The following is a 26,233-nucleotide window of genomic DNA, read 5'->3' as shown; positions in this document are numbered from 1 at the left end:
ATCACTCCCCCCTTGAGGGGGAGTCGCAGAAGCCGAGCCGCAGGCGAAGGCTGATGCGGTGGGGGGTAGGGCTCGGCTCCGGACCGTGCGACAGGGCGGCTCGAACCGGTTGCAACAGGGGTACTTCAAATCAGTCCGGCAACCCCGCCTCGCGGGCCTTACAGATGCCGCATGATCTCTTGGCTCTGAACTGGCTCCACAAGCTGTACCTGCTTCATTTGCAGGCGTTGGTTTCAGGCAAGTGCCGCCCCCGCTCACATTGCGCTATGATGGCGGCGCTGCTGTCGGCACTCTCTGACTACGGGCCAGCCCCTTCGCGCCAAGGAAAGGAGTTTTCCCATGACCGCCAAACATTTCACCAGGAGGGAATTTCTGACGCGGGCTCCGGCCTCGGCGGCGGCCGTCGGCCTGGCGGGCTGCGGCGGCGGCAGGCCGGAGGAGAGCGCCAGGGGTGCTACCGGGGGAGTTTGGGAAAAACCGCCGGACCAGAAGGACAAGGGTAACCGGCTCAACCTCATCCTGCTGGACGTGGACACCTTTCGGGCCGACAACCTGGCCTGCTACGGGGGAAACCAGGTGGACTGCCCCAACCTCAACGCCTTTGCCCGGGACAGCGTCATCTTCGAGGAGGCTTACCCGGAGGCCCTGCCGACGGTTCCCATTCGGCGAAACCTGATGACCGGACGGAGAATCCTGCCCTTCGACTACTACCAGCAGCACGACCCGGTGCAGATGCCCGGCTGGCACCAGTTGTTCTTTGAAGACGTCACCCTGGCCGAAACCCTTCATGAAGCCGGCTACGCCACCGCCCTGATCGCCGACATTCTTCACTTCACCCGACCCGGGCGCAACTTTCATCGGGGTTACCGCTATTACGACTGGATCAGAGGCCATTCCTTCGACTACTACGCCACCTTGCCCCACCAACTGCCGGAGATTACCGATGTGGTCCCGGAAACCTATCTGGAACAGTTCACCCCCTTTTCCAGGGCCGACCTGCGGTGGGAAATCAACCAGGGAAATCTGAACATGCGCCGCTGGCTGCGGGAGGGTGAATCCCTCATTGAAATCACTGCCAGGAAGGTCATGGCCTGGCTCAAGGAAAATCACGGCCACAAGCCCTTCTTCCTGCACATGGAGGCCTTCGATCCCCACGAACCCTGGGACCCGCCCAGGCGATTCCTGGACAAGTACATGCCCAATGCCAAGGGACCCACCTGGGCCACGCCGCCCTACGATGATGTAGAAGTTCCGGAGGAGGGAGTCAAACGCCTGAGAGCCAACTACTTTGCTGAAAGCGAATGCGTGGACTACTGGATGGGAGAGGTCTTCAAGACCATTCAGGAACTGGGATTGTTCGACAACTCGATCGTGGTGTTCATGTCGGACCACGGAGCCCTTCTCGGTGAACAGGGCCAGTTCTGCAAGGGACCGGAACGCATCCGCCGCCAAGTGACCCATCTCCCCTTGCTGGTTCGTCTGCCCGGCAAGGAGGGCGGCGGTCAAAGGGTGGGAGGCTTCGTCCAGATCCCCGACTACGTTCCGACCTTGCTGGGACGACTGGAGCTGGAGCCGGTCCCGCGGGTAACCGGAAAGGACTTCTGGCCGCTGGTCACCGGGGAAACCCGGAGTGTTCACGATTACGCCACCATGGCCTACGGATGGATCGGATCGGTGCGAACCCCCGAATGGAACTTCAGTGCCGTGTGGAATCCGGAAGAATACTCCGGCAAATATCCTCCCCAGCTCTACAGCCGTGAGAGAGATCCCGACGAACTGACCGACGTGGCTGAAAAATACCCCGACGTGGTGGCCGACCTGAAACGGAAGCTGGACGACTACATCGAAGCCGGCCGGGGCCTTACCCGGGGCAGTTTTCACGCTCCGCGCGGGGTAGGGAAGCCGACCTACTAATACCGCAATCCTCATCGGTTAGAGTCTCCTGATTAACCCGCATTTCTCACCAGGGGGCGTGATCATGGCGCAGGCATTTTTCCCTCAGCGCGTGCTCGGGAGCGAAGAGCTTAGCGGTCACTACGGTCGAGCGAGCATGGATGCGCTGAGGGGAAAAGGACAAGCCAGGGCACGCCCAGCGCCGTGTGTAACCGCAAGACGACCAATCAGACCAATGAGTTGCAGAAAATAATGGACTTGCATTATCAGTCCAGTGGCCTGGTGGGAAATGCGGGTTTCGCTCATGCCGACATTTGAATTCGTCGATTACCTCATCGTTGTTGCTTACCTGTCGGGAATCGTCGCCCTGGCGACCCACTTTTCAGGGCGGCAGAAATCGCTCTCGGAATACTTTCATGGGAGCGCTTCCATCCCGTGGTGGGCCGTCGGGATCTCCAACCTGGCGACAGCCTTCAGCCCCATCAGCTATCTGGCCGTGGCGGGGTGGATTTTTTTGAAGGATAGCCGTAACAGCCTGGTGGCCGACTGCCTTGGATTGGTGCTGCTCCCGTTGACGGCCGCCATCTGGCTGCCATTGTGGAGTCGCCTGCGCGTGCTGTCAGTTTACGAATATCTGGAAATTCGCTACCACCCCTGGATCCGTTCGGCCGGTGCGATTCTCTTCCTGATGGTCACCACCATTTGGGCAGGCACGGCCATGACGACCACCGGAATGGGGTTCGAACAGGCGACCGGCTTCGACGCGCGCTGGTGCATCGTTGTCATTACGATGCTGGGAACAGCTTATACGGCGGTGGGTGGCATGCGGGCGGTAATCTGGACCGACGTAGCCCAGTTTTCCATTTTTGTAGCGGGTTATGCCGCCATTCTCTTTTTCTTGCTGGGAATGTTCGATTGGCAGCCGCTGGAGATTTACCGCATTGCCTCAAACACCATTTCGCCCGAGACCGGACATCCCCACACGCAGTTGATCTCGTTCGAGCTGGACGCGACCATCGAAGCGACCTTCTGGGTTCTGCTGTTCAACAAGATGTTTCTGGTGCTGTCCTTCGGCGCCAATCAGTGGGAGATCCAGCGCCTTCACTCCACCCGTTCGCGGCCCGAGATGCTCAAAGCCATGGTCGGCGGCAAGCTGGCCATGATTCTCGTTGCTTTTGTTTCAATACCCACGGCCTGGGGATTCGTCGCCTTTTACGCCCAACACCCGGATCTGAAGGCGACGATTCCGCATCCGGACCAGGTGCTGCCCGCCTTTGTGGCGACCCAGCTGCCTCATCTGGTCAGAAGCCTGATCATGGCGGGTGTCCTTGCCGCCTTGATGTCCAGCCTGGACTCGGCCATCAACTCCATGGGGAGCGTGACAGTCAACGACTTTGTGCGTCGATATCTATTACCTCGGGCGCCGGAGCGGCAGCTGGTCTTCGTGGCCAAGGCGCTGACCTTTGTTTTCGGCGCCGTGGTGCTGGTCTTTTCCCTCTGGCAACTTCAGGCGCAAGGCCAGACAGCCTTTGAAAAATTGGGAAGACTCACCGCCGTAATCGCAGCTCCCATGCCATCCTTTTTCGCCCTGGGCGTATTGTCGCGGCGGGTCAACACCAAGGGCGCGATCATTGGAGCAGTGGCGGGAATGACGTTTTCAATTCTGTTCAACGGCATCCCGGGCCTGCTGGAGAGACCATTGGGTGGAATCAACTGGATGTGGGTCGCGGGACTGGCTACCGCGGTCAACCTGACCGTCGGTTACACGGCAAGCTACCTGTTTTCGCCTCCGCCGGCCGAGGCGCTGGACAGGGTTCACCGATAAGCCGTGGAGGCCGCGCGGCCCAGGGCAGCCACGCTGAAGATGACCGGGTACTGGCGTTCGTAGTACCACAGCTTGGAGAAGTAGAGCCCGATGGGGGACGGCCTGAAGTTCCGCCCTCCTCGAGTCTCGGAGACCAACCAGTTCGCCCCCTTGCAGACGGCAGTCTCAAGGGAGGCACCCGTCAGACCCCGGGCTGGCGAACCCTCCTCCAGGACATCCGCCAGGGCCTGCACCGCCAGCGCCGTCTCCTCGATGGTGGAACCCACACCCTCGGCCCCGCCCCAGCCACCGTCGGCGTTCTGGGCGGCCAGCAACCAATGGATGCCGCGACACCTCATGTCTTCAACCGGAACACCTCCATCGCGGGCCAGGCGGTTGAGGGCCAGAACGACCCGAGCCGTACCATAGGTCGGGTTTTCTTCGCCGGGGGCCGACTGGTTGCCGAACCAGAGCGGCACCCAGGCCCCGTCTTTTCGCTGGGAAGCACTCAGATATTTCACGCCGCCCCTGCGAGCCGACTGCAGGCGGGATCGAAGTCGGGGCCCAACAGCCTGTTGCCAGCTTGACCAGGCCAGCAGGGCATGGGCCGTCAGATCGGGGCTGCTGCGGTCGAAGGGCAACCGCCCCCAGCCGCGGCAAAAGGTGGGAATACCTCCGTCGGTGTTCTGGAGGTCGAGCAGCCACTTCACCCCGGCGCAAGCAGCCCGGCTCGACTCGGCATCGATGGGGCCCAGGTGGCTCAAGGCCAGCAGAGCACCGGCAGTATCGTCGGCGTCCGGAACCCCTCCCGGGAGATCGGTCCAGGCCCAGCCGCCGGGATCGGCATGGGTGAAGGGATGTAGGCTGCGATATTGCTGATTCAGCAGCCAGCCACGAAGGTTTTGGTGCTGGTCCGTGGCCAGGTGGGATTCAAGGTTTCCGCCGGCGGCCAGGGCGGAAAGAGACTGCGTGGTCACCCAGGTGGCCAGGTTGGTATCGATGGGCCAGGCTCCGTCGCTGCGAGCGGTTCCCGCCAGAAAGTCGAGACCCCGCAAGACCACGGGATGCTCTACCTGGCCGCTGGCCGCCAGGCTCATGATCACGAAACTGGTGAGCGGAACCGCTTCCAGGTAGCCCCCACTTGTCGGTTGAATCTTCTGCAGCAACTGCAGGCTCCGCCGTCGCGCCAGCGAGCGGATTACACGCAGTAAGGGGTTTCGCGTGGGCTGGAAGCGGTGGCGGACCTGGCCGATGGCAATCAGGGCCGGCAGGGCATAGCTGACCACCGGGAGGCGCAGCCACTTGAACCACTGCGGGGGACAGACGGCCAGTTCGAAGGGGAGCTGGGGGACCCGATTCCACGCGCCGGTATCGGCTCCAAAGGCACCGGCCAGGGTACAGGCGGTCAGGATGGGCGCCGAAAAGGTCCGGTCTTTTCCGTAGCGGTCCGTAATGGCCGCGGCCAGCGCATCGGCATCTAGGCCTCCAGTCTTCTCGCAGATCCAGGACCGGGTAGCCGCCAGTGCTTCCTCGGAATTCCTCTCCAACGCTGTCAGGGCCGCCCAGACCAGCGCCGTGGTGCTCAGGTTGCTGGGGCTCTCCACCGTATCGCCGAAGCCACCGTCCGGGGTCCGGTTTTCAACCAGCCAGTCCGCTCCCCGGGCTGCCATCCCGCGGCACGCGGCCAGCAGAGCCTGGTCCAGCCGTCCTTCTCCTTCCCTCAATACTACGGACAATGCCAGCACCGCCGTGGCGGTCGAGAGAGCGCTGCTGGACAACTCGCCCTCCCAGTGGCCCGCCGGGACCCGTGAATCCAGCAGCTTCCCGGTGGTGCGGGCAAGGGTCTGCCTCAGTTGTTCGCGATCGAGGTCTGGGAGAGAGGTCATCGACTATCGTCGTTCTGTTGGCGAGTGCTCAAAACCGCTGCTTGGCGCATGCTCCAAACCTGAAATTCTAACTTCATTTTTCGCGGTGGAGGCAATGCAACTCATGAAGAAAGGCCCCCCGGGAGCGCGGGCGTCCCGCCCGCACAGGGCTTGGCACAATCGTGGCTTGCTCGCGGATTTCAATCGACTGTCACGGTGCAGTTGCCTTTTTTACCTGGGAACGGGGGTTTGGTGCGCTTGACAACGGTGTGGTGGTGAATGGGAGGCTATCTGCAAGAATAAGGATGCGGGCGGGACACCCGCGCTCCCGGGGGCACGACCATCTGCTCCGAAACCACCCCTGCCGGCACCCTCGAACTCGTGCCGCAGGTAAACGATCACCCTCAAGCAGAACCGGGAGACTTGAGTTTGCCTGAAAATGGGTGGGGTTTACGTTAGTTCCAGGCCGGAGGTTGTGAAGCGGCGAAAATCGGCCTCGTTTGCGGTCGCAAGGGACGCGCCATCGGCAAGCGCGGACGCAGCAATCATGCAGTCGACCAATGATCCACGCCGTCTTCCTGACTCATTGAATAGGCGGGCCGCCATTACCGCCTGCTCCGGTGTGAAATCACGGTGCTGTCCAACAAATTCAGCCACCAAATCCAATTCGGAGGGGGCGAGTGGGCCGCACAGCATCTCTGCCCAAGCTACGGCACTCACAGCCAAGGGTTGGCCTCCTTCTATCCAGCCCCGTAATTTGTGGTCTTCAGCCGACCCGGGATTCAGCGCGCGAATCAGAAAGCTGGTGTCCAGGTGAATCATGGCGACGAGAAGGGCAGCCGCTTTTCTGCCGCGCGGCGCTCAAGCTCCACATCTGCCGCCCACTGCGTGAGATTGACCTTGCGCCCGCGCAGAGAAGCCTGTACTCGGTCAAGCGAGCTCGTGGCGGCCTTACCCGGTCCTCCCTCCCTTACTGCGATCCGCAAGGCGCGACGCAACACTTCAGACTTCGACACCTTCCAATGGCGTGCCAATGCCTCCAGCATCCGCACCGATTCGACATCCAGCGAGTAGGTTGATTTAACAGTCGTTACGGCCATAAAGATTAGTTTATGGCCATACCACCGTCCTGTCAATCTCCGCTTTGGTGCGCTTTGCACAGGAGTGGCGGTCGGTCGAAACGTGTTTGCAGAAGTAAGGTTGCGGGCGGGACGCCCGCGCTCCCGGGTGGGGTATGAGCCTCACAGGCTCAGGTGGCCCAGGGCGAGCAGGGCGTACCAGGTGTATTCGCAGTCGGCCGCGTCGTCGGTCCAGTTTCCGTAGAAGGCTCCCCGGTTGGTCCAGAGCGTATCCAGGAAATCCAGCGTGGGCTCCTTGAGGTGCTCGAAGGAGACCTGCATCCCGGCAAGAGCGTGCAACGCAGTGGCGGTAGACAGCAGGTCGGGAATCGGAGTGCCCTCGCCCGCCCGAAATCCGCCGTCGGGGCAGGACTGCCCCAACAGCCAATCGGAGCCTCCGGGCAGGGCAGGGGTTCCGAGCTGCCGCAGAAGGGTCAGGGCTGCCGCGGTATTGGGAGTGGAGGCGGCCCCCAGGCCCTGGCGACCGGAAAAGCCTCCGCTGTCCAACTGAAGCGATTGGACTGAGCGTCCCAACCCCGTCGGGTCGGGGAGCGGTACTCCCAGGTCCTGGTAAGCCCCCAGTACCAGGAAGCCGTGGTAGACGGTTCCCGTGGGGCTGTCCGGAGTGGCAGCGTATCCCCCGTCCCGGGTCCGAAAGACGCCGAGCCGCTCAGACAGTCGCCGACCGATTTGGGATGGGAGGCTACCGGAAGGAAGAGCTGCCCAGCAGCGTGCCAGGCAGGCCAGATGGACCAGATCCAGTCCTTCACCGTCCCCGAAGCCTTCCAGAAACGGGCGTATCCGCGAGTAGGGCGGCTGTTGGCGGAGGGCGATCAGACCTTCAAGCCCGAAAACGGTGTAGTAGAGATCGCTGTGGCCGGCACGATCCCGGAATCCCCCGTCCGGATTGATCTGGTTCCGCAGGAAGTCGTCGACCCGCTCAGTGGCTTCGCGCAGCAGGTTGGGGGCCAGCCGCGCGACTTGCAGCATTTCGAGCCTCAAACTCACTGCAATAGCCCTCGATGAACTGCTCGCCGAAGATCTTGCCCACCACCCGGCGGAGCAACCCCTTCAGCGTCGGGTTGGAGAGAAAGCGCAGGGAACGCACCGCCTCTTCTTTGTAGGCTTCCAGCAGTTCCTGAGCCTTTTCGGTAACGCCGCGCTCGGCCAGGATTCGCTGGACCTCTTCGGATACCTGCGAATAGCGGCAGTCCATCCGAAAGAGGGAGGCAATGAGATCCTTCTCCCGGCCCTGCAGGGCACGCTTGTGGGCAATGGCCAGCATCAGCGACGGCCGCAGGGCTTCCAGGTCGTTCGAATCGCTGGTCCCATCGTAGTCCTCCAGATCGTCGCGAATCTGATAGGCAATTCCCAACGATTGACTGTACTGGCGCAGGACGGCGTGGGTGTCGTCGTCGGCGCCTCCCAGGCAGGCTCCCAGACGCAACGCCACCTCGAAGGCCGGGGCTGTCTTCTTGCGGAAGATGTCCAGCACCTGCAGAGAAGAGAGCGGCTTTGGACTCCGAGCCCAACAGAGCTCCAGACCCTGCCCGCGGCTCAAGGTCAGGTGGCCGTCCGAGGCCAGCCGCAGCATCTCCACCTGAACCACCGGGTCGATGGAGAGCTCCGAGATCAATCGGTATCCCTCTCCCAGCAGGAAGTCGCCCACGTTGAGAGCCACCGGCACCCCGACCTCGGCGTGCAGCGCCGGGCTGCCGTAGCGCTCCAGGTCTCCGTCTTCGATGTCGTCGTGGATCAGGGAAGCCTTGTGGAAGCACTCAATGGCCACCGCCAGCTTCTTCAACTCGGGTGAGGCCTGGGGAGCCGCCTCCTGGCGGTGACTCTGCAGCGCCATATAGGTGCAGGTGGCCAGATAGGGTCTCCAGCGTTTTCCGGCCTTGGCCAGCCAGCCCCGGGCGATGGCGGCCGTCTCCTCTTCCGGTTGGCCCAGCAGCTCGGCCAGCGCCTCCTTGTGGAACCAGCTCTGGACCTCTCTCTTGAGTCCGTCCAGGTCGAGGCGATAGGTCTTGTCGTCGGCCGTCAGGTGAATCAGGTCCCAGACCCAGTCCAGGTCCACGGTGGTGTTCACGCAATCGTCCTGGAGCAGCGGAATGGCCATTCCCGGCACGGCGGCCGCTTCCATGTGAGGGAAGCACTTCTCCAGCACGTTGATGCAACTGACCCCCACCACCGCTTCGATCTTGCCGGTCTCGATCATCTGACGCACGATAGCCGAGCCCTCCGCAACCAGCACGGCGTAGCCCAATCGCTCCGCCTCCACCGACAGGTCCTGAATCGAGCAGAGCCCGCATTCCTTGCAGAGCAGTCCGAACTCGTCAAAGGGCGCTGGACAGCGCTCTTCCACGCGCAGGCACTTGGGAAGCAGCAGGAGGCGGCGGTTGTAGGGGATCTGGGCCAAGGTATCCCGCCAGGACTCGTTGCTGACCAGGATGGCCGCGTAGTCCCGGTACTTACTGTCCAGCTTGGCCGTCCTGAGCACGGCGACGGCATGTTCCCGCAGCTCGTCCATGGTCAGCGGGGGCACTGCGCCCACTGTGCGGACATGATCGGCCACGACCTTTTTCAGAAAGACCCGAACCAGCTTGTCGTTGGGAATATTGGACTGGGCGGGACGATAGGCTTGCTTGGGAACCTTGGCCGGAAGTGTCAGCAGGACCCCGTTCCCGGAATCCGGCACCCTCTTGATATCATCCGTTACCTTCCGGATCATGCTGTCGACTCCCTCCTGGCCCATTCCTCTTCAGGTATAGGCTCCAAATCCGAAAAACCAGTGTTTCTTGGCGAAGCGATAAGCCCAGTTTTCTTCCGGGAGCTCGTTCCCGGGGTTGTACTGGCTGGGCCTGGATTCCATCTGTTCCAGTTCCGGCATGGCTCCCTGCCGCAGGGTGGTGTCTTGAGCCCCGTTGCGTTCCACCACCTGCTTGAGCAGGTCGGGCCGTTCCAGCACGATGCAGCCCTGGGTAGCCCCGGCAGCCGTCCGCCGAAAGTCCTCCAGCAAGGGAGACTCGGTCATGGTCTTGAACAGGTCCCCCCGGTTGTCCTGGATGGACTCATTGGCGAACTGAATCACGGGGCAGGGCTCCACGTCGCCAAAGGGGCTGATGTGGTGGCTGATCCCGGTGGCCGCCGGGCACAGGGCTTGCCCCTGGTCGTCGTAGTAGGCATCCACGATCCCGATCGGTTTGCGGTTGCGCATGTCCAGAACGAACCGCCTCAGTTGGAGTCCCTGATCGGCTGTGAGAGCGAGTTGGGGATTGGCGACGGGCCCCACCGGGCGATAGGTATGAAACCAGGTGTAGTGAACGCCCATTTCGATGAGAGTGTCAATCCAGGACTCCCGGACCAGGTCGTCGAAGTTGCTCTGGCAGACGCTGGTGGCGACTCCGGTGATCAGGCGGTGCCGCAGGCAGGCCTCGATGCCGGCCAGGGTCCGGTTCAGGACGCCCTTGCGCCCACGGCGAACGTCGCTGACGGCTTCGGTTCCTTCCACGCTGACCAGGGGCGTGGCGTTACCGGCGCTGCGGAGTTCCGAGGCCATCTTGTCGGTGATGGCATGACCGTTGGTGAAGATCTGAAAATAGCAGTCGGGGTGAGCCTTCAGAATGGAAACGAGGTCGGGATGGAGAAACGGTTCCCCCCCGAGGATCCCGAAAAAGCTGTTCCCGTGCTCCTTGGCATTCTCGATCAAGCGGTTCATGTCATCGAAGCTGATCAGCGATTGGGGCTTGTCGACGTCCACCCAGCACCCCTGACAGCGCAGGTTGCAGCTGTTGGTGATGGAGACATAGAGAAAGGGGGGAAAGGTCTGCCCCTGCTTGAGCCGGGCCTTGAACCGCTGAACCGAACGGATGCCCTTGTAGCCGAAGTTGTAGCCGATCTTCCACAGCAGGCGGGCGTCGGTGGTTCGCACCATCCGATAGCCAAAGGAGAGCATGGTGGTCAACATCAGGCTAGATTCCCCAGTCGTCTTCGGTGGGAGCCGGGCGGTTGTCCTTAACGGTCTGGGAGCGTTCCTGGCGGGCAGCCAGCTTCGCCTTGGCCCGTTCGGCCCGTTCCTGTATGTCGCCGGCCGAGGGCAGGCTCATCAGAACCTCGTCCGGGATGTCAAAGTCCTTCTTCAGCTTGCGCAGGCACTTCTTGCGCTCCAGCAGGGCCCGAGACTCGTCCCGCTCGGTGGAGAAGCGCTGTCGGGCCTCCGTCTGACGCGTGCGCAGGGAACTGTAGAGATCCCCGCCCAGCAGGGCCGAGATGTCCACCTTCATGGCCTCGCGCTGGATGTCCTCCTGGCGGACCACATCGCCGTTGATGGGGCCGCTCTTGTACTTGGGAAAGAGAATGGCCACCTCGGGGCATACTCGGGAGCAGGCAGGGCAGTCCGTCTTGCAGTTGCTTTCGTTCTGGACCTGGATCTTGTCCTCGTGCACCCCGTAGACGTCAAAGAGACAGAAGCTCAGGCACTGCATGCAGTTGGTGCAGCGGTTGTAATCGATGACAGGAAACCAGGGTTTCCAGCCACCGGGATCGGGCAGCTCGGTTTGCCCTCGCACCTCCTCAACGGCATCCAGAATCTGGGAGGTTTCGAGACCGTCGATGTCCCGAAAGTAGAGCTTGTCTCCGTTCCCGTTTCCCATGGCGGGAAGCGGTTCTTCCTTGCCGAAGCATCCCAGTAGAAGCCATGCGCCTTCCTGCAGGTCTCCGAGCTGGCTGTTTGAGCGGATGACCGAAACCGCATAGCCTTTATCGAGGAGGCTGCGGGTCAGGTCGTAGTGCCGGTCGTCGCCAGGCAGGGGCCGGCCGCCGTTCCGGTAGAGACCAATCCGGAGAGGAGTCTTGGGAGCGATCACGACGATTCCTCCCCTCGCGAACACCCCTCAAGGAGGCGTTCGACGACCGTTCCGGCGCTGTCGACACGCATGTTCAGAATTTCAACGGTATCTTTAGTCAAAGGTGCCTGAGCCGCTGAAAAAAGCCATTTTACGGCTCTTGGATAGCAGGCTGCAATCCTGATTTTATCCTCCGCCGCCAGCCGCTTGAGCGCCGGGTCACGCCGGGCGGACATCTCGCACAGATCGGGAACGGCCTCAAAGGTTGCACCCGACCGGGCAAGCCGTTGAAGGACCTCATCCTTGACATCCGGAGCAATCACCTTGGCATAGGCGCAGCGGCAATAGAGGATTTTTCCCGGCTGTGCCGTCACCGGTCCCGGGACTGCGGGACCCGGCATGTTGGCATCGTGATTGTTTGCCATACCTAAACGGGAGTGGCCTGCGTGGCCGCCATACCGGATTGCGACGCCCGCAGTCGATGGGTGGGCGTGGGTCGGGCCGGCCGGAAGGCTTCCAGGTGCTCGATCTTGACGGCCACGCCATCATCCCGGCCGATGGCCTCTAAAACCTCCAGAACCAGGCTCCTCAGAGCTTGCGGATCGGCCTCCGCTCGCAGGTTGACAATGAGTTCCCCGGTACTCAGGGGGTCTTGCAACACATGGGACTGCTCCGGAACGCCATCGGTACCGGTCAGGTTGGCCACGCCGATATCGTTGCCCTGCTCGTCAGGGGTCAAGGTCATCTTCAAGTGTGCGATTTCCCGGGACCGGAGGCGTCGCTGGATGGCCGTCATCGCCTTGTGCAGAAGGGCATTGCCGTCAAAACCGGCGTTGGCCTCCACCCGCAAACTGCAGTTGAGCCAACCCAGCAGCGCCTCTCCTTCGGCGTAGGTATCGTAATCCACTTCAAGGTCCCGCTGCATGGACTCCAGGGGTTGGGAAATCCGTTCGAACCATTCCTCCAGCCCTGTACCCTGGCGGGCGGAAACAGCCAGCACCCGGTCGGGGGAAAACATCTCCTGCAGCGCCTGACTGAGTCGTTCCAGGCGCTGGGAACTGAGGAGGTCGATCTTGTTGACGACGATGATGTCGGCTTCCTCCAACTGCTTGCGGTAGACATAAACCACCTTGGAGGAGAAAGACTTGCCGGGCTCGAGCTCCAGAATGCGCAGGGCCCGAACCGGGTCCACCATAACGCTGAGGGGAGCGATCCAGTAGTTGCCGCCATACATGCGGCGCAGGGGATAGTCCACCGTGGCTTTCAAATCGGTGCAGCTCCCCACCGGCTCGGCCAGGAAGACATCGGGGCGTTGCTCCCTCGACAGGCGCTCGGAGGCGCCTACCAGGGAATCGAACTTGCAGCAGAAGCAGCCGCCCGTAATCTCTTCCACGGGAAAGCCGCTGGAGCCGAGCACAGCGGTATCGACCAGTCCGTGGCTCTGGTCGTTGGTGATCAATCCCACTTGAGACCCGCGGCGTTGCAAGAGCTCGGCCAGGCGCAACACGGCCGTAGTCTTGCCGGCCCCGAGAAAACCACCGATCATGATGTAGCGGGCTTTATCCATGATCGTCCTTGTGCCCCGACTGCTCTTTCATCTTGTCGATGGTGAGATCCAGAATCTCCACGTATCCCTGCACGTCCACGCTGTTGGATTCGAGGGTGCCGCTGACGCTGTAGAGCCAGCCCTTTCCGTAGGGATCGGTGTCGACCAGGCTGATGTCCTGCTCGATCAGGGGGTTCACACTTTCGAAGACCCCGTCGACCACACAATAAAGGTCGGTCAGGGCCTTGAAGGCTTCGATCCAGCCGATGGTCTGGCCAACGCTGACCTGCTGGCCCGGCCTGGCGTCGAATTCGAATTCTACAAGATCGCCGAGCATTCGTGTGGCGAATTTGGTCATTCCCACCCGCCACAGGCCGGATTGCTGCTCGACAGTCCAGAAGTGAGAGGCGGTATAGCGTCGATCCACCGGCAGCCGCGTTGAAAACCTGGATCGCTTGTAGCGAATTTGCCGCTGCCGGTCTTGTCCCATTCGGATGGTAACCAGTGTTCCGCCTCAGACAACGCCGGCCTGACCAATCCCTACCACGGTTGACCTGTCCGGGTGCTCCGCGACTGGAATCGCTTCAATTGCTCGAATGAATCCGTTCCAGTCGGGCTGCCGGCTGAGATGGCACCAGGAAAGGCGAAGGGCTCCCTCCATGCGATCCTCGTCCAGCCCTTGAGCGCTCAACACGTGGCTGCAACTCTCGGAGGTCGAGGTGCAGGCAGACCCGTTGGAGATGGCAGCCACCTGGCTCACCGCCTCGATAGCTTCCTCCGAGCCGATTCCCGGAAGGGTCAAATTGACGATATGTGGAACCGTGCGGTCGAGGTCCCCGTTGAAAACGGGATTCAGCGGCTGCAACCTTCTCAGGACAATCTCCCGGAACCTTCGACAGGTCGCATTGCGTTCCCGATGCTCCCCCAAAGCCAGTTCGGAGGCCTTGCCGAGGCCTGCAATCAGCGGAACCGGCAGCGTCCCCGGGCGCAATCCCAGTTCCTGACCTCCCCCATGCATTAAAGGGATGAGGGGAGGCCGCTTTCCGTTCCGCCGGCGGGTCGCCAGGGCACCGATGCCCTTGGGGCCATAGACCTTGTGTCCGCTGATGCTGATCAGGTCGATGCGACGGTCGCGCAGCGACGCGATTTCCTTCCCGAAACCCTGGGCGGCATCCACGTGCAGATAGGCGGGATGGTTCTCAAGCAAACGGGCGATTTCCCGGATGGGCTGAATGACACCGGTCTCGTTGTTGACCTGCATTACCGAGACCAGAAGGGTATTCTCTCTAAGCGCTTCCAGGATAGCCCGAGGATGCACCCAGCCGCCGGGCTCCGGGGCTACCAGCGTGACTTCGAAACCCCGGCCGGAAAGGGTCCGCAGGGGCTCCAATACGGACTTGTGCTCAATCCGGGTGCTGACGAGATGAGTCCTGCCGGTCTTGGCTCCATGTTCGGCCAATCCCAGCAGAGCCAGGTTGTTGCTTTCGGTAGCGCCGCTGGTAAAGACGATCTCGCCCCGGGTGGCGCCCACCACCGCCGCCACCTGGACACGCGCCTTTTCCACGGCGCTGCGGGCTCTGGTACCGAACTCGTGATGCCGACTGCCGGCATTGCCGAATTCAACCTCCAGATAGGTCATGACCTCCCGCTGCACCCGAGGATCCAGCGGGGCAGTGGCGGCGCAATCCAGATAGACGGCCATCGTTCGATGAGGCCCCTTTCCCACAGCACCGGAAAACGGTCTCCCGGGCGTTGACGGATCGGTAATTGCCCAGAAACTTCGGATTTTATTGGATTTATGGATTGCCCGCAAGGCAAAACTGCCCGACTGAGACGGACCGTCCCAGGCGGGTTTGGATCAAGCGTCGCCGGGGCGTGGCGGGGCAACGGCCGGCTCCGCCTGAGCGACACGAACCGTCAATTTCACGCCGTCGCGCAGGGTATTGGCCGCGATACAACCACGTTCCGCAATGGTGACCAGCTTGTGAAAAAGAGCGGCATCGCCGCACTCGGCGGATACGGCCAGGTCAATGGCGGCAAACCGGGAGGGGTTCTCGGCCAAGGTGGCGGTGACGGTGGTGGACACCCCCGAAACAGCCGCCTGGCGAGCGCGGATGGCCGCCAGAAGGTTGCTGGTAAAACACCCCCCAAGGCCTACCAGAATCAGCTCGCCTCCCATGGGGCCTCGGTTGTCTCCCCCTCTTTCCAGGGGACGATCCACTGAAATTCGATGGCCTCGTACCTGGGCCGTGGAGGTCGCCGGCCCTGCCTGGTCAATACGGACCTGCACCTGTTTGGCCATGGATTGCTCCCTGTCGGACCCTGGAGTACGGGCCACCACCAGCATCATAACTCAAATTTTTGGGAGACTGTTGCCGCTGTCCGGGAGATACCCTGGCTCCTGACAGCCGCTCGGGCCGGTTGTAGCCCGTTCCGAGGAGATGCTATACTTCGCGGCGTTGCGAACCTGCTTAAATCGATCGTCATACAGGACACCCTCTCCAAAGACTCCAACATGGCTGCGAACCGAGACCTGGCCGAACAGAAGAAAATCTTTGCCGCTTATCTGAAGAAGAAAAAGCTCAAGATCACCCGCCAGCGCCAGGTCATCCTCGACAACTTTCTCAAGACCGAAGGCCACCTGAGCACGGAGGAGCTATACAACCAGGTCCGGCAAAAGGACAAGACCATCGGGTATGCCACCGTCTCGCGAACCATGAAGGCCCTGACCGACTCGGGTCTGGCAAGGGAGATCGACCTGGGAGACAGCCGCAGCCGATTCGAACCGCTCTACAAGCGCCCTCACCATCATCACATCATATGCGTGGAGTGTCCGAAGACGATCGAGTTCCTCAGCCCCGAGCTGGAGCAGCTTCAGGAACAGGTCGTCTTACGCTATCGCTTCCGGCCGGTGCGCCACCACTTCCAGGTGTTCGGAGTATGTGAGGACTGCCTGAAACATCGCCCGGCCCGGCACGAGGATTTCGACTCCGACCTGGTCTTTGCCCGCGATGCCCTCCAAATCGCCCTGCAGACCGAGAGAAACGGCGTGAATTTTTACCAGGCCTTGGCCAAGGCAGCCAAGGACCCGCGGGGGAAAAAGGCTTTTCTCGATATGGCGGCCGAAGAGGGTAAGCACCTGAGGGAGCTTGAGGGAGAGTGGGAGGCCCTGATAAAGCGGAACAAGCGGATACTGAAGGCTCCCGAATTCCTGCACTTCGACTACAACGAACTCAATCGACTTTTCCCCAGTCCCGAAGAGCTCCAGAAGCGAGGTGTGGAACGGTTGAGCCTGGAAGAGGCTCTACACCTGGCTCTCTCCATGGAGCAGGGAGCCCACAGTTTTTTCAAACGCTACGCCGAAAGATTCAACGACACCCGCGGCAAGGCCATCTTTCAGAAGTTTGCCGAGGAAGAGTTGGAGCACTGCGATCTGATTCAGCAGGAGTGCGATCGGCTGTTGGGCCCGTCCAATCCTCCCTCCCCAGCCTGAAGAACCTGAGATCGGCTCTGAAAAGACGGTGTGACCTACCCTCAAGCGGTTGGCGGTTCTTCCCGTAGCAGTGCTCAAGTCCTACCGATCACTCCCCAGCCTGAAGTGAATCCCGGCCATGAAGAGACGGGGAAGTCCCGGTCGAACGCCGGCGGGGCGGCGGGCCACGATGTAACGATTGTTGGTCACGTTCTGCAGGTTGGCAAATAGACTGGCCCGTTGTGAGAGCTCATATTCCGTCGACAGGTTGAGCACGGCGTAGGCGTCGGTGCGATCCAGCAAAGGGGCCGCTCCCTGGCCGGCCACGGTTCTCATGCTGCTCCCCCAGTGGGTGTCTAAGCCTGCATCCCACTTGTCGGTCCTGACGCCAAAGCTTGCATAAAACTGGTGACGAGGCAGATAGGGAAGCTGGTCTCCGACGACCACGTCCCCCCAAGGGCCGAAAGCACTGTCGAAGGCGTTTCGAAACTCGCCGTCGGTGACGGTATAGGCGATCTGCACGGGTAAAGAGATTCCGGACTGCGAGCTTGCAGCCGGGTCGAACGATACCGAGGCCTCCAAACCCACAACACGGGCTTCTCCGCCGTTATAGAGGTCTCCCGTTCCCTGTCCTCCGGCTGCCAGCGTGTCTGCCCCCAGGAGATTGCCGTAGTCGCTGTAAAAGGCCACCAGTTGGGTGTTGAAGCCCAGCTGACCTAGACCGAACCCGAACTCGTAGTTGACGCTGTCCTCGGCCTCGGTAAATTCGTTCGATCCGGGCCCCGGCGGCGAGAAACCCTTGTGGACGCCGCCAAAGAGCCGCACGTTTTGACTGGCATCGAAATTGACCCCCACACCAGGGATCACCACCTGCACGGCATTGGTCCTGACCCGGGTTGGATCGGTTCTGCCGGGATCGGTCTTGGAGAAGTCCGTCCGGGTCAGGTCGATATTCTCGTAGCGGATGCCGGGTATGACCGTCCAGCGGTCCCACTGGATCTCATCCTGGAAAAAGAAGGATCGCGCTTCAGCATCGCTAAGTCGATTGGACTGGCTACCGGGAGGGCCAAAGCTGGTTCGGTTCATGCGGCCGCCACTCATCTGGAAACCATCCTCATGCTGGAGTCGGGCTTCCTGATCCTCATGGTAGCGAAAGCCGAATTCAAAACGATGTTGAGCGTTTCCCAGGTGGCGGTGCAGGCCCAACACGGACTGTATGCCCTGAGAGTAATACTGGCGGTTGTTGGCTCTGACCTTCAGCATGTCAGGATCGCTGTCTGCTCCCCGGGCGATCGCCAACTCGTCGGCATAGGTTTCGGGACTCCCGAAAATTCTGGAGATGCTGTTGCCGCCAATACTCTGGAGCTTGAACCAGTTTCGGGCAAAGTTGTTGCGATAGACAACGGTGGTCACGTCCAGACCACCGGGAACGGCAACGAAATACCGGGCCTGATACTGACGATGGTTGGAGTCGAATCGGTCGATCTGAGAGGCTGCATAGCGACGGTTGGGATTGATGGCAAAGTCATCGTCGGTCAGGCCCAGATAGGTTTCTTCCGAGTCCTGTTCGGTGGAGCCCAGCTTTACCTCGAATTGCTGGAAAATCCTGGCGTCCAGAGGCGTTTGAAAGCGAAGCTTGGCCATATAATCGCCGATATAGAATCCCGTGTTCCCTCCGCCGTCCAGTTCCTTGAAGCCATCGGTTTTCACCTGGTAGCTTTCGAGCAGCCATCCGAAGTTGCCGTGAGTCCCTCCCAGGTTGAGGTGTCCCTGACCCGCCGAGTCGGACCCGAAACCGAGCTTGCCATCCAGGCTCAGCGCTTGCGGGATTTCGCTGGACACCAGGTTCAGGACACCGCCATTGGTTCTGGGGCCGTATTTGATCTGGCTGGAACCCTTTCGAACCTCCAGCGATCGCATGCGTCCCGAGGTGGGGAAGTAGTAGGCCGAGGGGGCAGCGTAAGGAGCCGGTGCAATCAGGACACCGTCCTCCATCAGGGTGATCTTGGAGCTTCGATCCACTCCCGTCCCTCGCATCCCGATGTTGGGCCGTAGCCCGTAGCCCTCCTCTTCCTGAATATTGACACCGGGGATCTGCCTCAGCATGCGATGAATATCGTCCAGCCCCTGCTTCTGCCTCTTCAACTCTGTCGGACCAATGATATGGGCTGCACCGGGGATTTCATCCACACGCTCGGGATCGCCCACCACCATGATGCGCTCGTAGATGGTCAAATTCGGATCGGGCTGCAACCTCAACTGGACCTCATCAGCCGCATCCTCCGGCAGACTCAGACTCCGGTCAGCCGTGCGATAGCCCCGGCTTGAAGCAGTGATTCGATAACTCCCCTGGCTTAAGTCGCCGAAGCGAAAACGGCCGTCCTCTCCGGTTTGGAGACTTTTTTCGGGGCTCTGATCGCCCGATGTCAATGTCACCGTAGCCCCGGACATGGGAGTTCCGGAGGGATCGAGCACCTGGCCTCGGATTCCAAAGGTGGCTGCGTAGCCCGTGGAGATTGAGGCCAGAATGATCGAGAGCGTACAGACCAATGCCCGCAGCATGAAGTTTCCTGGTTTCGGCATGAGTGGAAATTCCTTAGCGGTGGTGACGAAGGGACGGGGCGCCGGACTGTGCTCCCTGGAGAGTCGCTACCTGCAGCCGATTATTATGAAACTGAAATTCAATTGCAATATTTTTTCGGTGCGGTGGCTGTCCAGGCCAGGGGTTGGAAGGCAGAGGCCTATGTAGGAAACTTCGGGAGGGAACGGCAGCGGGTCAGGCTTGCCGGATGCAGGCGAGTCGACGGCCGAAGCGGAGGACCAGTTTCCCGTCGTCCACGGCAATGCCGTAGAGGCGGGATTCTTCCGACAGTTGATTCTCGGCAATCTTCGAAAGAGTATCGGCTGCGCCATAGACTTCAACGTTTCCATTGACTCCGAAGAAGTAAATGGAGTCGCCTGCTGCAATGGTGGAGGCCCAGCAGGGTCCCTTGAGTCGCTGGCGCCACACTTCCTCACCAGTCTTGAGATCCAGGCAGAAGGCGACCCCGGCCTTGTTGACCATGTACACGCGCGAGCGGTGCACCAGGGGAGAGCTGAAATAGGAAGTAGCCTCGGAGGCCCGCCAAGCGATCGCGGGGGTTTCAGAAACAGCCGAGCCGAACCGGATCGCCGACGTCCAGCCCTTCTTGCTGGAACCGATGATCGCTCCTCCCGGGACCGGAGTGGGTGATGCGACGGACGCCCGTTCGAACCCCTCCAGAGTCCAAAGCAGGGAACCGTCTCTGGTGTCGTAGGCTTCTACGCGGTCTCCGCCGCTGACCAGCGCCAGCTCGCGACCGTGGTGCTCCATCACCGCGGGCGTGGTCCAGGAAACCTTCTTGGGCCGGTCCGTCTTCCACACGGTCTTGCCCGTCCGCGGATCAACACAGATTAGATAGGAAGGGCCGTCGTGGGCCACCAGGGCCATCACGCCCGGCTGGCAAAGTCGAAGCGAACTGCCAACGCCATGTCGTCCCCCGAATTCACCGAACTCGTCCGTCAGCCGGCGTTCCCACCGGAGTTTTCCCTGGTGGTCGAGGGCCACCAGGTTGCCGGTTTCGAAGAATGCATAAACACCGGCAGCATCGACAATGGGGGTCGGCGCTGCCTTGCTGATATAGTCCGATTCCTTGATAGACTGCGCCGGCGCCGACCGATGGGTCCAGAGTATTCTTCCGTCGGAGATATCGAAGGCCGAGAGCAGCAGCGTTTCCTTATTAGGCCCTTCGACACCCGTCACAAAAATGTGTCGATTGAAAATGACGGGACTGGACTGACCATATCCGGGAGTTGCGATATTCCAGGAGAGATTGGCCTGATCCGACCATTCCATCGGCAGGCGCTCGTTGCCGGCAATCAAGCTGGAACCGTTTCCGCGAAACTCTTTCCAGTCGGCAAATGCAACCGCGGTCGGGGCAAGGAGTGCCCCCAGAAAAGCCCTGCGGCCAAGATGTTGGGCAAAATGATTCTCTGACATCAAAGGAAACCTCCTATCACGGCATAGTGAAACGGGCGGGGAAGTCGTGCAATCGATGATTGCCACTCATTCGGTGAACCGACTCTCGGTAGACGCGACAATTCTCCTGGCTATTCTCGGCCATGTGTCTCCGTTGGATGTCCTTGCAGTGGCGAGAACCTCGCTTAGAATGACAACCAGGGCTATTGCTCGTCAAGTTGGACCACATTTCTCAGGTCGCAACCGGCTCTTATACCCGGGTCCCGCCCCCACAGTTCGTACATTGTGCACGTTGTACACCGTTTCATGCCTGAACTTTGTCGGTTACAGTTTGTGAGAGTCCGGGACCTGCCTTGGCCGGGGTATCCAAAGATGACTGTCGCCAGGCGCGATAGCGCTTGCCCGCAACCCGATTCCACCACATCAGGAAGCCGGTGGTGATGAGAGTTCCCGGGGCAAGGCCGAGCAGGAACCAGAGTCCCTTGGACCACATCCCACCCCAGAGCCCGAAATGGATGGGGCTGAGCATAAGCGCCAGCCGCATTCCCGGAGACTGCTCACGTGAATCAAATGAGGCCAGAACCTGTCCGCTGTACTGGTCAATGTAAGCCCCGGTTCGCCCCCGAAGCGCCGGGTTGCCCGAGCGCACGCCGGCCAGGGTGAAGGCACCATTGGCCCGGGCGGGGACGGAGATGCGAGACAGTTCCGTTCCTGGTAGAAACAGCTTCGCACTTTTGCGGATGAGCAAATCAAGAGAAATTCGCGGCGCACCCTCCACAACCTGCGATTTTGGACCTCTAAAGAACTTCCTGACCTCGGCGGCATCGGCGCCGGCCACCCTCGTCAAGGCTTCCATGACAACAAAGGGAAATCCGAAATAAAAGCCGGTAAACGCCATCACTGCCAACAAGACCGCAACCGAGAAACCGGTGGCGCGGTGGAGATCGTAATTGACTCGCTTCCGGCCGGCTCCCCACTTGACTCGAATCCCCTCTCTCCACCTCTTCGCACCCGGCCACCAGATCACGATGCCGGTCGCACACATCGTGAGAAGAGCCAGCCCGAAGAAGGCATTAACCTTCATCCCGGTCCGCCCCATGAAGAGATAGAAGTGCAACTTCTCAAAGAAACCGAAAAAGCCGCTCCGGTGGGGGTACGAACCCAAAATCTCGCCGGTGTACTGGTTGTAGTGCACATAGAACCGACTCACGATCCTGCGATCCGTGTCCCGTCGTCCGATGCGGACCAGGTGGGATCGTTTTTTTTCGTTCAGGCCCCCGAACCCAAGCACAGTGTGCTCCGGAAAGCGGTCTCCGATCTTGGCGACCACGGCGTCCAGTGAGGCACGTCCCGGCTGTGGTTCAACGGTAAAGACTTTCGATTCGACCAGAGATTCAATTTCATCCTTGAAGACCAGAACGCTGCCGGAAACTCCAATGATAATGGCCCAGAGCCCAATGGTGAGGCCGGACCAGAGGTGAATCCGAAAAATCCAACCACGCCAGCGCTGTTCTCGAGGCTTATGCCAGAAACCTCTCATTGATGAGTCTTTCCCAGTTGTGGTTCGAAGGTGAACCTGAACCTAGTGCTGCAATCGGCGAGAAGAGTGTCGTTTTCCTGAACGAGGTCCGTCCCATTGAAGTCGGAAGGACAGACCTGCTCACAGTTTTTCGGTGACTACACCAAGAAGGTCGGTTTGACTCAAGAAACCCAGGATTGAATGAATGCCTTACTCAACCCCGAATTCCCAGCGGATGCCCACCCGTGCGAGGCGTCCCGGATCGGCCCGAAAGAAGGTGGGCTGGATGGACATCAATCCTGGATCCTGGCTGTCAAGCAGGTTGTCGAGCGACGTAAACAGTTCGATTCCCCGCTTGAGAGGCTTGGCCAGGTACCAGTCCCATATCTGGTAGGACTCGCCGATCGAGCTGCCGCCACGTCCGGCGATGGGCCACTTGCCGAAATAGGTCCCGCGCAAGTTGGTTCGCAATCCTCCCAACTTGTCGGTGCTGTAAAAGATTCGAAAGTTGCCGTGATGGCGGTGGCGCTGGCTCAGGAAGGCATTGGTTTCCTTGTCCCGCGCGTCCAGGTAAGTGTAGCCGGAGGACAAGAGCAGGTTTCGGGTCAACCTCAGTTCCACCCTGCTCTCGATACCTGAGGTGTAGACGTCCTGAACATTCTGGTAGTGGTAAAAGGCGCGGAACAGGCTGGGGTTGAAGACCGGATCGATCCTGAAGGATCCCAGCAGTTCCGCCATTGCGTGCGGACTGGTGGGAAAGCCAAGGTATTCGGCCTGGATCAGGTCCTTGATGTCGTTGCGGAAGAAGTTCACGGCGAACCGAAACTTGCTTGGATTGTAGTCAAAGCCGACCTGATAGGTGGTGGACTCCTCCGGCTCGAGATGGGTGTTACCGATAACCTGGTAGAAATGGGTGGGGTTCTGGAAACGGAAATAGAGTTGACCCAGGTCCGGGGCACGAAAGCCGCGCCCAACCGCTCCCCTAAGACGCAGGTTGTCGGTGACTCGAAACAGCGCACTGGCCCGCGGGACGAAATGTTTTCCGTAGCGGCTGTGGTTGTTGAAACGGCCACCCAACGTGACCGAAAGACGGTTGTGAAGGGAGATGCGATCGTTGATCCAGAGGTCGACCATCGTGATCCCTTGCCCCGCGTTGTCTCCGAGAACCCGGTTGTAACCGCGGTATTGATCCTGAGTCCACTCGACCCCTCCCTGCAGAAGCTGCCGGCTGCCAATCACCTGAGACACCGAGCTGTCAAAGCGGTAGAGGCGCTGGTTGAGGTTGGCGGTGTCATTGATTTCCCCCGGTTGGCCAAGGATATCCAAAGCCGAGCTCTCATCGTACTTGCCGTAGTAGCCACGCATACTCCATTGAGTCATCGGAGAGAGTCCGATATCCATTGTGGTGCTGTAGTTCTGAGCGCTATCATTGGTTATGGTACCCGTGGGTCCAAAAGTTCCCTGGTATCTCCCCTTCTCCCGGTTGTCGAAAGCATTGGCCATCGTCCGCAGCGAAACGTTCTCCGAGAATTTGTAGGCCAGCTTGCCGAGATAGTCGTAGCGGTGGAATCCATATCCCGTGGTTCTGATATCGTCGTCAATAAGGCTGTAGGGGTTTCGCTTGTGACGTTCCACCTCGAAGAACCCACTCCACTTGTCCTTGATGAATCCGATGTCTGTGCGGGCATCGAACCGGTTGAGGGTCCCACCGCTGGCAGTGACGCTACCCTCCAGCGCCTGGGTCGGTTCACGGGTAATCATGTTGATGACACCGCCGATGGCATCGGAACCGTAAAGAGCCGAGGAAGCTCCCTTCACGATCTCGATGCGTTCGAGGCGGCCGACCGACTGGCGATCCATGTTCAGGATGCCCCTTTTGATTCCCTTGGCGCCCACGATCGGAAGACCGTCGATCAGGATCAGCGACTGGCGGGAATCGATCCCCTGAATCTGGGTTTCGGACCGGTTGCCGGATGAGCCGCTGCGCGTGATGATACCCGGCTCTTCAGACAGGACGTCCCGAACCGTCTCGTAGCCCGTATCGTGCAGCATGGTGCTGGGGATGACATCTACCTTCGTGTTCGAGTTCTCGCTCAGTTCCTGCTCCCTGGAGCCGGAAACCACTACCACCTGGTCGGCCAGGATCTCGGGAGCCAGCTCCAGGTTGACTTCGACGTCCTGTTGGACCGTGACACTCTCCGTCGCGCTCTCGAACCCGGTTTCGGCCGCCGTGAGTTCGTAGGATCCTTGGGCGACAAGAAATCGGTACTGACCCTGCCAGTCGGTGACTTGATGGATTTCAAGCCCGGAACGGGTGTCGCGGAGAAACACATCCGTACCCACCAGCACGCCGCCCGTGGAATCGATGACCGTGCCCTCGATCAAAAACCTGTCGCTTTGGGCTTGAAGCGGCGCCCAAGTGAAAATGACTGCCATAAGAAATGTGAGTGTATTTCTACCCATGACTGCTATTGCCACCTCAGTAAGGTTGTTTCCCTTCTAAAACGACTTCTGCATTGGACAGCCGGAAGAGGATGGCCTGGGCGAGCGATGGGCGCGCCAGGTAGGATGGCGCATGGCTGGTTTGTCGGCTATAATGACCGAGCGGTAACCGGTCGCCCGGGGATGCCATCCTCTCGCGGCTGTTTCGTGGGGCAGGATTGCAGGCGGCATGCGTCCAAAGCACACGCTGCCCGCTTTTCTGCCTCATTCCTTTGAACTGGTCAGCTTCAAGTCCTCCAACAGTTCGATCTCCTCAATCAAAATGTCGAGGTTCTGCGTACGGCCCTTTCGGGTGCTGGTAATCTGTCTTCGCTTTGGCAGATAATTGCCATCCATCTCGACGTACTCGTCCGTATATGCGCTGGCGGACTTCAGGGTTCCGCTTTCCATGTCGAACAGGGTCACCAGAAAATGCCGCGGCAGGTGCCGGCCCGTCGGGGTGAACTGATTCTCCATCACGGTGATCAGCAGACGGGTGTCACCCATTTGGCGGTTAATCTCGCGAATCTGATTGTCACGGATTCTGTAACTCGACTCGTATCTGTCACCCAGATGGACCAGGCGTCCGAGGCGGTGGCTGTCGGGAGGCCCCAGCCGGAGGGACTTTTGCGGTTGGGTGCCGTCGCGTCTCCGCGGCGGCATACGGTGAAAAATCATGGACCGCAGAGTTTCCTCCACGCTCCGGTGGGCTTCTTCGGCCTCCACCTTAACCTCGACAGTGCGGGGCGGCTTGAACAGGAGAGTCCCCGTGTGCAGACTTCCATCCAAACGAACTTTCAGTTCTGCGCGAAAACCACCGAATTCAGGACTGAAGGCCTCACGGTGTTCGCGGGTCCCCTGCAACAGCGTATGACCTTTTCCTTCCCGTTCCTCGGTCGCCGTGGGCTTGGAATCTGCGATCAGAAGAACCGGCAGGGAAGCGAGGAAGATCGCTACGGCGAGAATGATCGACCATCTGTTTCTTTCTTGGTTTGGCTGCATGGAACCTCCTTCAGACTAATGACTGCTTGTCGCCCTCTCCTGGCGGTTGAGTCTCGAACTCTTGTACCCGATCGATACTGCAGTGATTGCCTGCGTCAGACACGCAAGACCGAGTATCCATGGGGGATCCACTCCAATCGCAATTCCTTCATTGAGGACACCCGTCAAAACAGGAACAACCATGAGAGAAGCGCAGCCAGCACGGCCAGCGACGACACCATCAGGCTTCCTGACAACCATTTTGCTTGGGAATCAACCGCTTTCATGGCCTGTTTGGCGTACACGGGATTGGTCCGACAGTGATCGGTTCACTGGAGTGCAGCTTAGCGCAACCCGATTTTCCGGCATGTTTCGATTCGGCTCAGGTTGGAGTAGCGCCGCAACCGCCGTTCTTATCAATCACATTCTGTTCCCGATATAGTTCATAATTGGCAGCGCTCTCATTCACCAGGCTCACCAGCTCCAGGTAGGATTGTTCGGCAAGGGCCACATTGAAAGGACCTACCTGCAGGTGGTAGCAACCACATTCGCACTGGTAAATCGCCCCGAACTTTTCTTTCTTGGCCAGAAATACTCTAGGTTTGTCCATGACCCCTCCGGGTCTCATCAACCTCGTCTCACTCATCTGAAAAGTACTGCAAATGATATTCACTTTCAGTAAAGCGCGAGCATACGACCAATGGGTGGGGATG

General features: G+C 60.2%; 20 protein-coding genes. 3 read left to right on the top strand and 17 right to left on the bottom strand.

Going from position 1 to position 26,233, the window contains the following annotated elements:
- The first annotated feature begins 339 nt into the window (after positions 1 to 339).
- Positions 340 to 1,914 (top strand): sulfatase, encoded by a 1,575-nt coding sequence (locus OXI69_11380; protein ID MDE2666743.1) that lies wholly within the window; start codon positions 340 to 342, stop codon positions 1,912 to 1,914.
- Between the two features lie 283 nt (positions 1,915 to 2,197).
- On the top strand, positions 2,198 to 3,718 hold the full coding sequence (locus OXI69_11375) for a sodium/solute symporter (protein MDE2666742.1): 1,521 nt from the start codon (positions 2,198 to 2,200) through the stop codon (positions 3,716 to 3,718).
- Here OXI69_11375 and OXI69_11370 read toward each other — a convergent pair.
- From OXI69_11370 to OXI69_11320, 11 genes are all read right to left on the bottom strand, one after another.
- Positions 3,709 to 5,583 (bottom strand): squalene--hopene cyclase, encoded by a 1,875-nt coding sequence (locus tag OXI69_11370; protein MDE2666741.1) that lies wholly within the window; start codon positions 5,581 to 5,583, stop codon positions 3,709 to 3,711. The genes OXI69_11375 and OXI69_11370 overlap by 10 nt on opposite strands.
- A 797-nt stretch (positions 5,584 to 6,380) precedes the next feature.
- The gene (locus OXI69_11365) at positions 6,381 to 6,662 is read right to left on the bottom strand and encodes a hypothetical protein (protein MDE2666740.1); all 282 of its coding nucleotides are present in this window, start codon (positions 6,660 to 6,662) and stop codon (positions 6,381 to 6,383) included.
- Positions 6,663 to 6,803: 141 nt separating this feature from the next.
- Positions 6,804 to 7,670, bottom strand: coding sequence for a hypothetical protein (locus OXI69_11360; protein MDE2666739.1), 867 nt, complete (start codon positions 7,668 to 7,670; stop codon positions 6,804 to 6,806).
- Positions 7,621 to 9,411: a polyprenyl synthetase family protein gene (locus tag OXI69_11355; GenBank protein ID MDE2666738.1), complete on the bottom strand. Its 1,791-nt coding sequence runs from the start codon at positions 9,409 to 9,411 to the stop codon at positions 7,621 to 7,623. The genes OXI69_11360 and OXI69_11355 overlap by 50 nt, the downstream gene beginning before the upstream one ends.
- Before the next feature lie 30 nt (positions 9,412 to 9,441).
- Positions 9,442 to 10,647 (bottom strand): radical SAM protein, encoded by a 1,206-nt coding sequence (locus tag OXI69_11350; protein MDE2666737.1) that lies wholly within the window; start codon positions 10,645 to 10,647, stop codon positions 9,442 to 9,444.
- A gap of 4 nt (positions 10,648 to 10,651) precedes the next feature.
- Positions 10,652 to 11,545, bottom strand: coding sequence for a ferredoxin family protein (locus OXI69_11345; GenBank protein ID MDE2666736.1), 894 nt, complete (start codon positions 11,543 to 11,545; stop codon positions 10,652 to 10,654).
- On the bottom strand, positions 11,542 to 11,949 hold the full coding sequence (locus OXI69_11340) for a hypothetical protein (GenBank protein ID MDE2666735.1): 408 nt from the start codon (positions 11,947 to 11,949) through the stop codon (positions 11,542 to 11,544). The genes OXI69_11345 and OXI69_11340 overlap by 4 nt, the downstream gene beginning before the upstream one ends.
- A gap of 2 nt (positions 11,950 to 11,951) precedes the next feature.
- Complete coding sequence (locus OXI69_11335; protein MDE2666734.1) at positions 11,952 to 13,091, bottom strand: cobalamin biosynthesis protein P47K; 1,140 nt, start codon at positions 13,089 to 13,091, stop codon at positions 11,952 to 11,954.
- The gene (locus OXI69_11330; GenBank protein MDE2666733.1) at positions 13,084 to 13,560 is read right to left on the bottom strand and encodes a glycine cleavage system protein H; all 477 of its coding nucleotides are present in this window, start codon (positions 13,558 to 13,560) and stop codon (positions 13,084 to 13,086) included. Before OXI69_11330 ends, OXI69_11335 begins: the two co-directional genes overlap by 8 nt.
- Positions 13,561 to 13,584: 24 nt before the next feature.
- The gene (locus OXI69_11325) at positions 13,585 to 14,772 is read right to left on the bottom strand and encodes an aminotransferase class V-fold PLP-dependent enzyme (protein ID MDE2666732.1); all 1,188 of its coding nucleotides are present in this window, start codon (positions 14,770 to 14,772) and stop codon (positions 13,585 to 13,587) included.
- A 156-nt stretch (positions 14,773 to 14,928) separates the two neighbouring features.
- The gene (locus OXI69_11320) at positions 14,929 to 15,372 is read right to left on the bottom strand and encodes an OsmC family protein (protein ID MDE2666731.1); all 444 of its coding nucleotides are present in this window, start codon (positions 15,370 to 15,372) and stop codon (positions 14,929 to 14,931) included.
- 213 nt (positions 15,373 to 15,585) lie between these two features.
- On the opposite strand from OXI69_11320, the gene OXI69_11315 reads away from it, so the two are divergent.
- A complete protein-coding gene (locus tag OXI69_11315; GenBank protein ID MDE2666730.1) occupies positions 15,586 to 16,563 on the top strand; it encodes a transcriptional repressor in 978 nt (325 codons plus the stop codon).
- Between the two features lie 81 nt (positions 16,564 to 16,644).
- Here the strand turns inward: OXI69_11315 and OXI69_11310 are convergent, their stop codons facing one another.
- The 6 genes from OXI69_11310 to OXI69_11285 all read right to left on the bottom strand — a co-directional run bounded on the left by OXI69_11310 (position 16,645) and on the right by OXI69_11285 (position 26,130).
- Complete coding sequence (locus OXI69_11310; GenBank protein ID MDE2666729.1) at positions 16,645 to 19,125, bottom strand: TonB-dependent receptor; 2,481 nt, start codon at positions 19,123 to 19,125, stop codon at positions 16,645 to 16,647.
- 193 nt (positions 19,126 to 19,318) lie between these two features.
- Entirely contained in the window at positions 19,319 to 20,560 is a 1,242-nt protein-coding gene (locus OXI69_11305; GenBank protein MDE2666728.1) for a PQQ-binding-like beta-propeller repeat protein, read from the bottom strand.
- Positions 20,561 to 20,843: 283 nt separating this feature from the next.
- Positions 20,844 to 22,079, bottom strand: a complete 1,236-nt coding sequence (locus tag OXI69_11300; protein MDE2666727.1) for a PepSY-associated TM helix domain-containing protein — start codon at positions 22,077 to 22,079, stop codon at positions 20,844 to 20,846.
- A gap of 189 nt (positions 22,080 to 22,268) precedes the next feature.
- The gene (locus OXI69_11295; protein MDE2666726.1) at positions 22,269 to 24,521 is read right to left on the bottom strand and encodes a TonB-dependent receptor; all 2,253 of its coding nucleotides are present in this window, start codon (positions 24,519 to 24,521) and stop codon (positions 22,269 to 22,271) included.
- Positions 24,522 to 24,764: 243 nt separating this feature from the next.
- Positions 24,765 to 25,541, bottom strand: coding sequence for a DUF3386 family protein (locus OXI69_11290; GenBank protein ID MDE2666725.1), 777 nt, complete (start codon positions 25,539 to 25,541; stop codon positions 24,765 to 24,767).
- Positions 25,542 to 25,902: 361 nt separating this feature from the next.
- Positions 25,903 to 26,130: a hypothetical protein gene (locus OXI69_11285; protein ID MDE2666724.1), complete on the bottom strand. Its 228-nt coding sequence runs from the start codon at positions 26,128 to 26,130 to the stop codon at positions 25,903 to 25,905.
- Positions 26,131 to 26,233: the final 103 nt, after the last annotated feature.

Source organism: Acidobacteriota bacterium, assembly GCA_028875575.1.
GTDB lineage: Bacteria > Acidobacteriota > Terriglobia > Versatilivoradales > Versatilivoraceae > Versatilivorator.
Note: the sequence above shows the minus strand (reverse complement) of the source record. Positions and strands in the feature narration are given on the sequence as shown.

Bases quoted from the DNA above. Each gene is read 5' to 3' on its own strand.
- OXI69_11325 (MDE2666732.1), bottom strand. From the start codon at position 14,772: ATGGCCGTCTATCTGGATTGCGCCGCCACTGCCCCGCTGGATCCTCGG.
- OXI69_11285 (MDE2666724.1), bottom strand. From the start codon at position 26,130: ATGGACAAACCTAGAGTATTTCTGGCCAAGAAAGAAAAGTTCGGGGCG.
- OXI69_11305 (MDE2666728.1), bottom strand. From the start codon at position 20,560: ATGTCAGAGAATCATTTTGCCCAACATCTTGGCCGCAGGGCTTTTCTG.
- OXI69_11350 (MDE2666737.1), bottom strand. From the start codon at position 10,647: ATGTTGACCACCATGCTCTCCTTTGGCTATCGGATGGTGCGAACCACC.
- OXI69_11310 (MDE2666729.1), bottom strand. From the start codon at position 19,125: ATGCCGAAACCAGGAAACTTCATGCTGCGGGCATTGGTCTGTACGCTC.
- OXI69_11375 (MDE2666742.1), top strand. From the start codon at position 2,198: ATGCCGACATTTGAATTCGTCGATTACCTCATCGTTGTTGCTTACCTG.
- OXI69_11300 (MDE2666727.1), bottom strand. From the start codon at position 22,079: ATGAGAGGTTTCTGGCATAAGCCTCGAGAACAGCGCTGGCGTGGTTGG.
- OXI69_11355 (MDE2666738.1), bottom strand. From the start codon at position 9,411: ATGATCCGGAAGGTAACGGATGATATCAAGAGGGTGCCGGATTCCGGG.
- OXI69_11365 (MDE2666740.1), bottom strand. From the start codon at position 6,662: ATGGCCGTAACGACTGTTAAATCAACCTACTCGCTGGATGTCGAATCG.
- OXI69_11370 (MDE2666741.1), bottom strand. From the start codon at position 5,583: ATGACCTCTCTCCCAGACCTCGATCGCGAACAACTGAGGCAGACCCTT.
- OXI69_11360 (MDE2666739.1), bottom strand. From the start codon at position 7,670: ATGCTGCAAGTCGCGCGGCTGGCCCCCAACCTGCTGCGCGAAGCCACT.
- OXI69_11320 (MDE2666731.1), bottom strand. From the start codon at position 15,372: ATGGCCAAACAGGTGCAGGTCCGTATTGACCAGGCAGGGCCGGCGACC.
- OXI69_11290 (MDE2666725.1), bottom strand. From the start codon at position 25,541: ATGCAGCCAAACCAAGAAAGAAACAGATGGTCGATCATTCTCGCCGTA.
- OXI69_11315 (MDE2666730.1), top strand. From the start codon at position 15,586: ATGGCTGCGAACCGAGACCTGGCCGAACAGAAGAAAATCTTTGCCGCT.
- OXI69_11335 (MDE2666734.1), bottom strand. From the start codon at position 13,091: ATGGATAAAGCCCGCTACATCATGATCGGTGGTTTTCTCGGGGCCGGC.
- OXI69_11380 (MDE2666743.1), top strand. From the start codon at position 340: ATGACCGCCAAACATTTCACCAGGAGGGAATTTCTGACGCGGGCTCCG.
- OXI69_11295 (MDE2666726.1), bottom strand. From the start codon at position 24,521: ATGGGTAGAAATACACTCACATTTCTTATGGCAGTCATTTTCACTTGG.
- OXI69_11340 (MDE2666735.1), bottom strand. From the start codon at position 11,949: ATGGCAAACAATCACGATGCCAACATGCCGGGTCCCGCAGTCCCGGGA.
- OXI69_11330 (MDE2666733.1), bottom strand. From the start codon at position 13,560: ATGGGACAAGACCGGCAGCGGCAAATTCGCTACAAGCGATCCAGGTTT.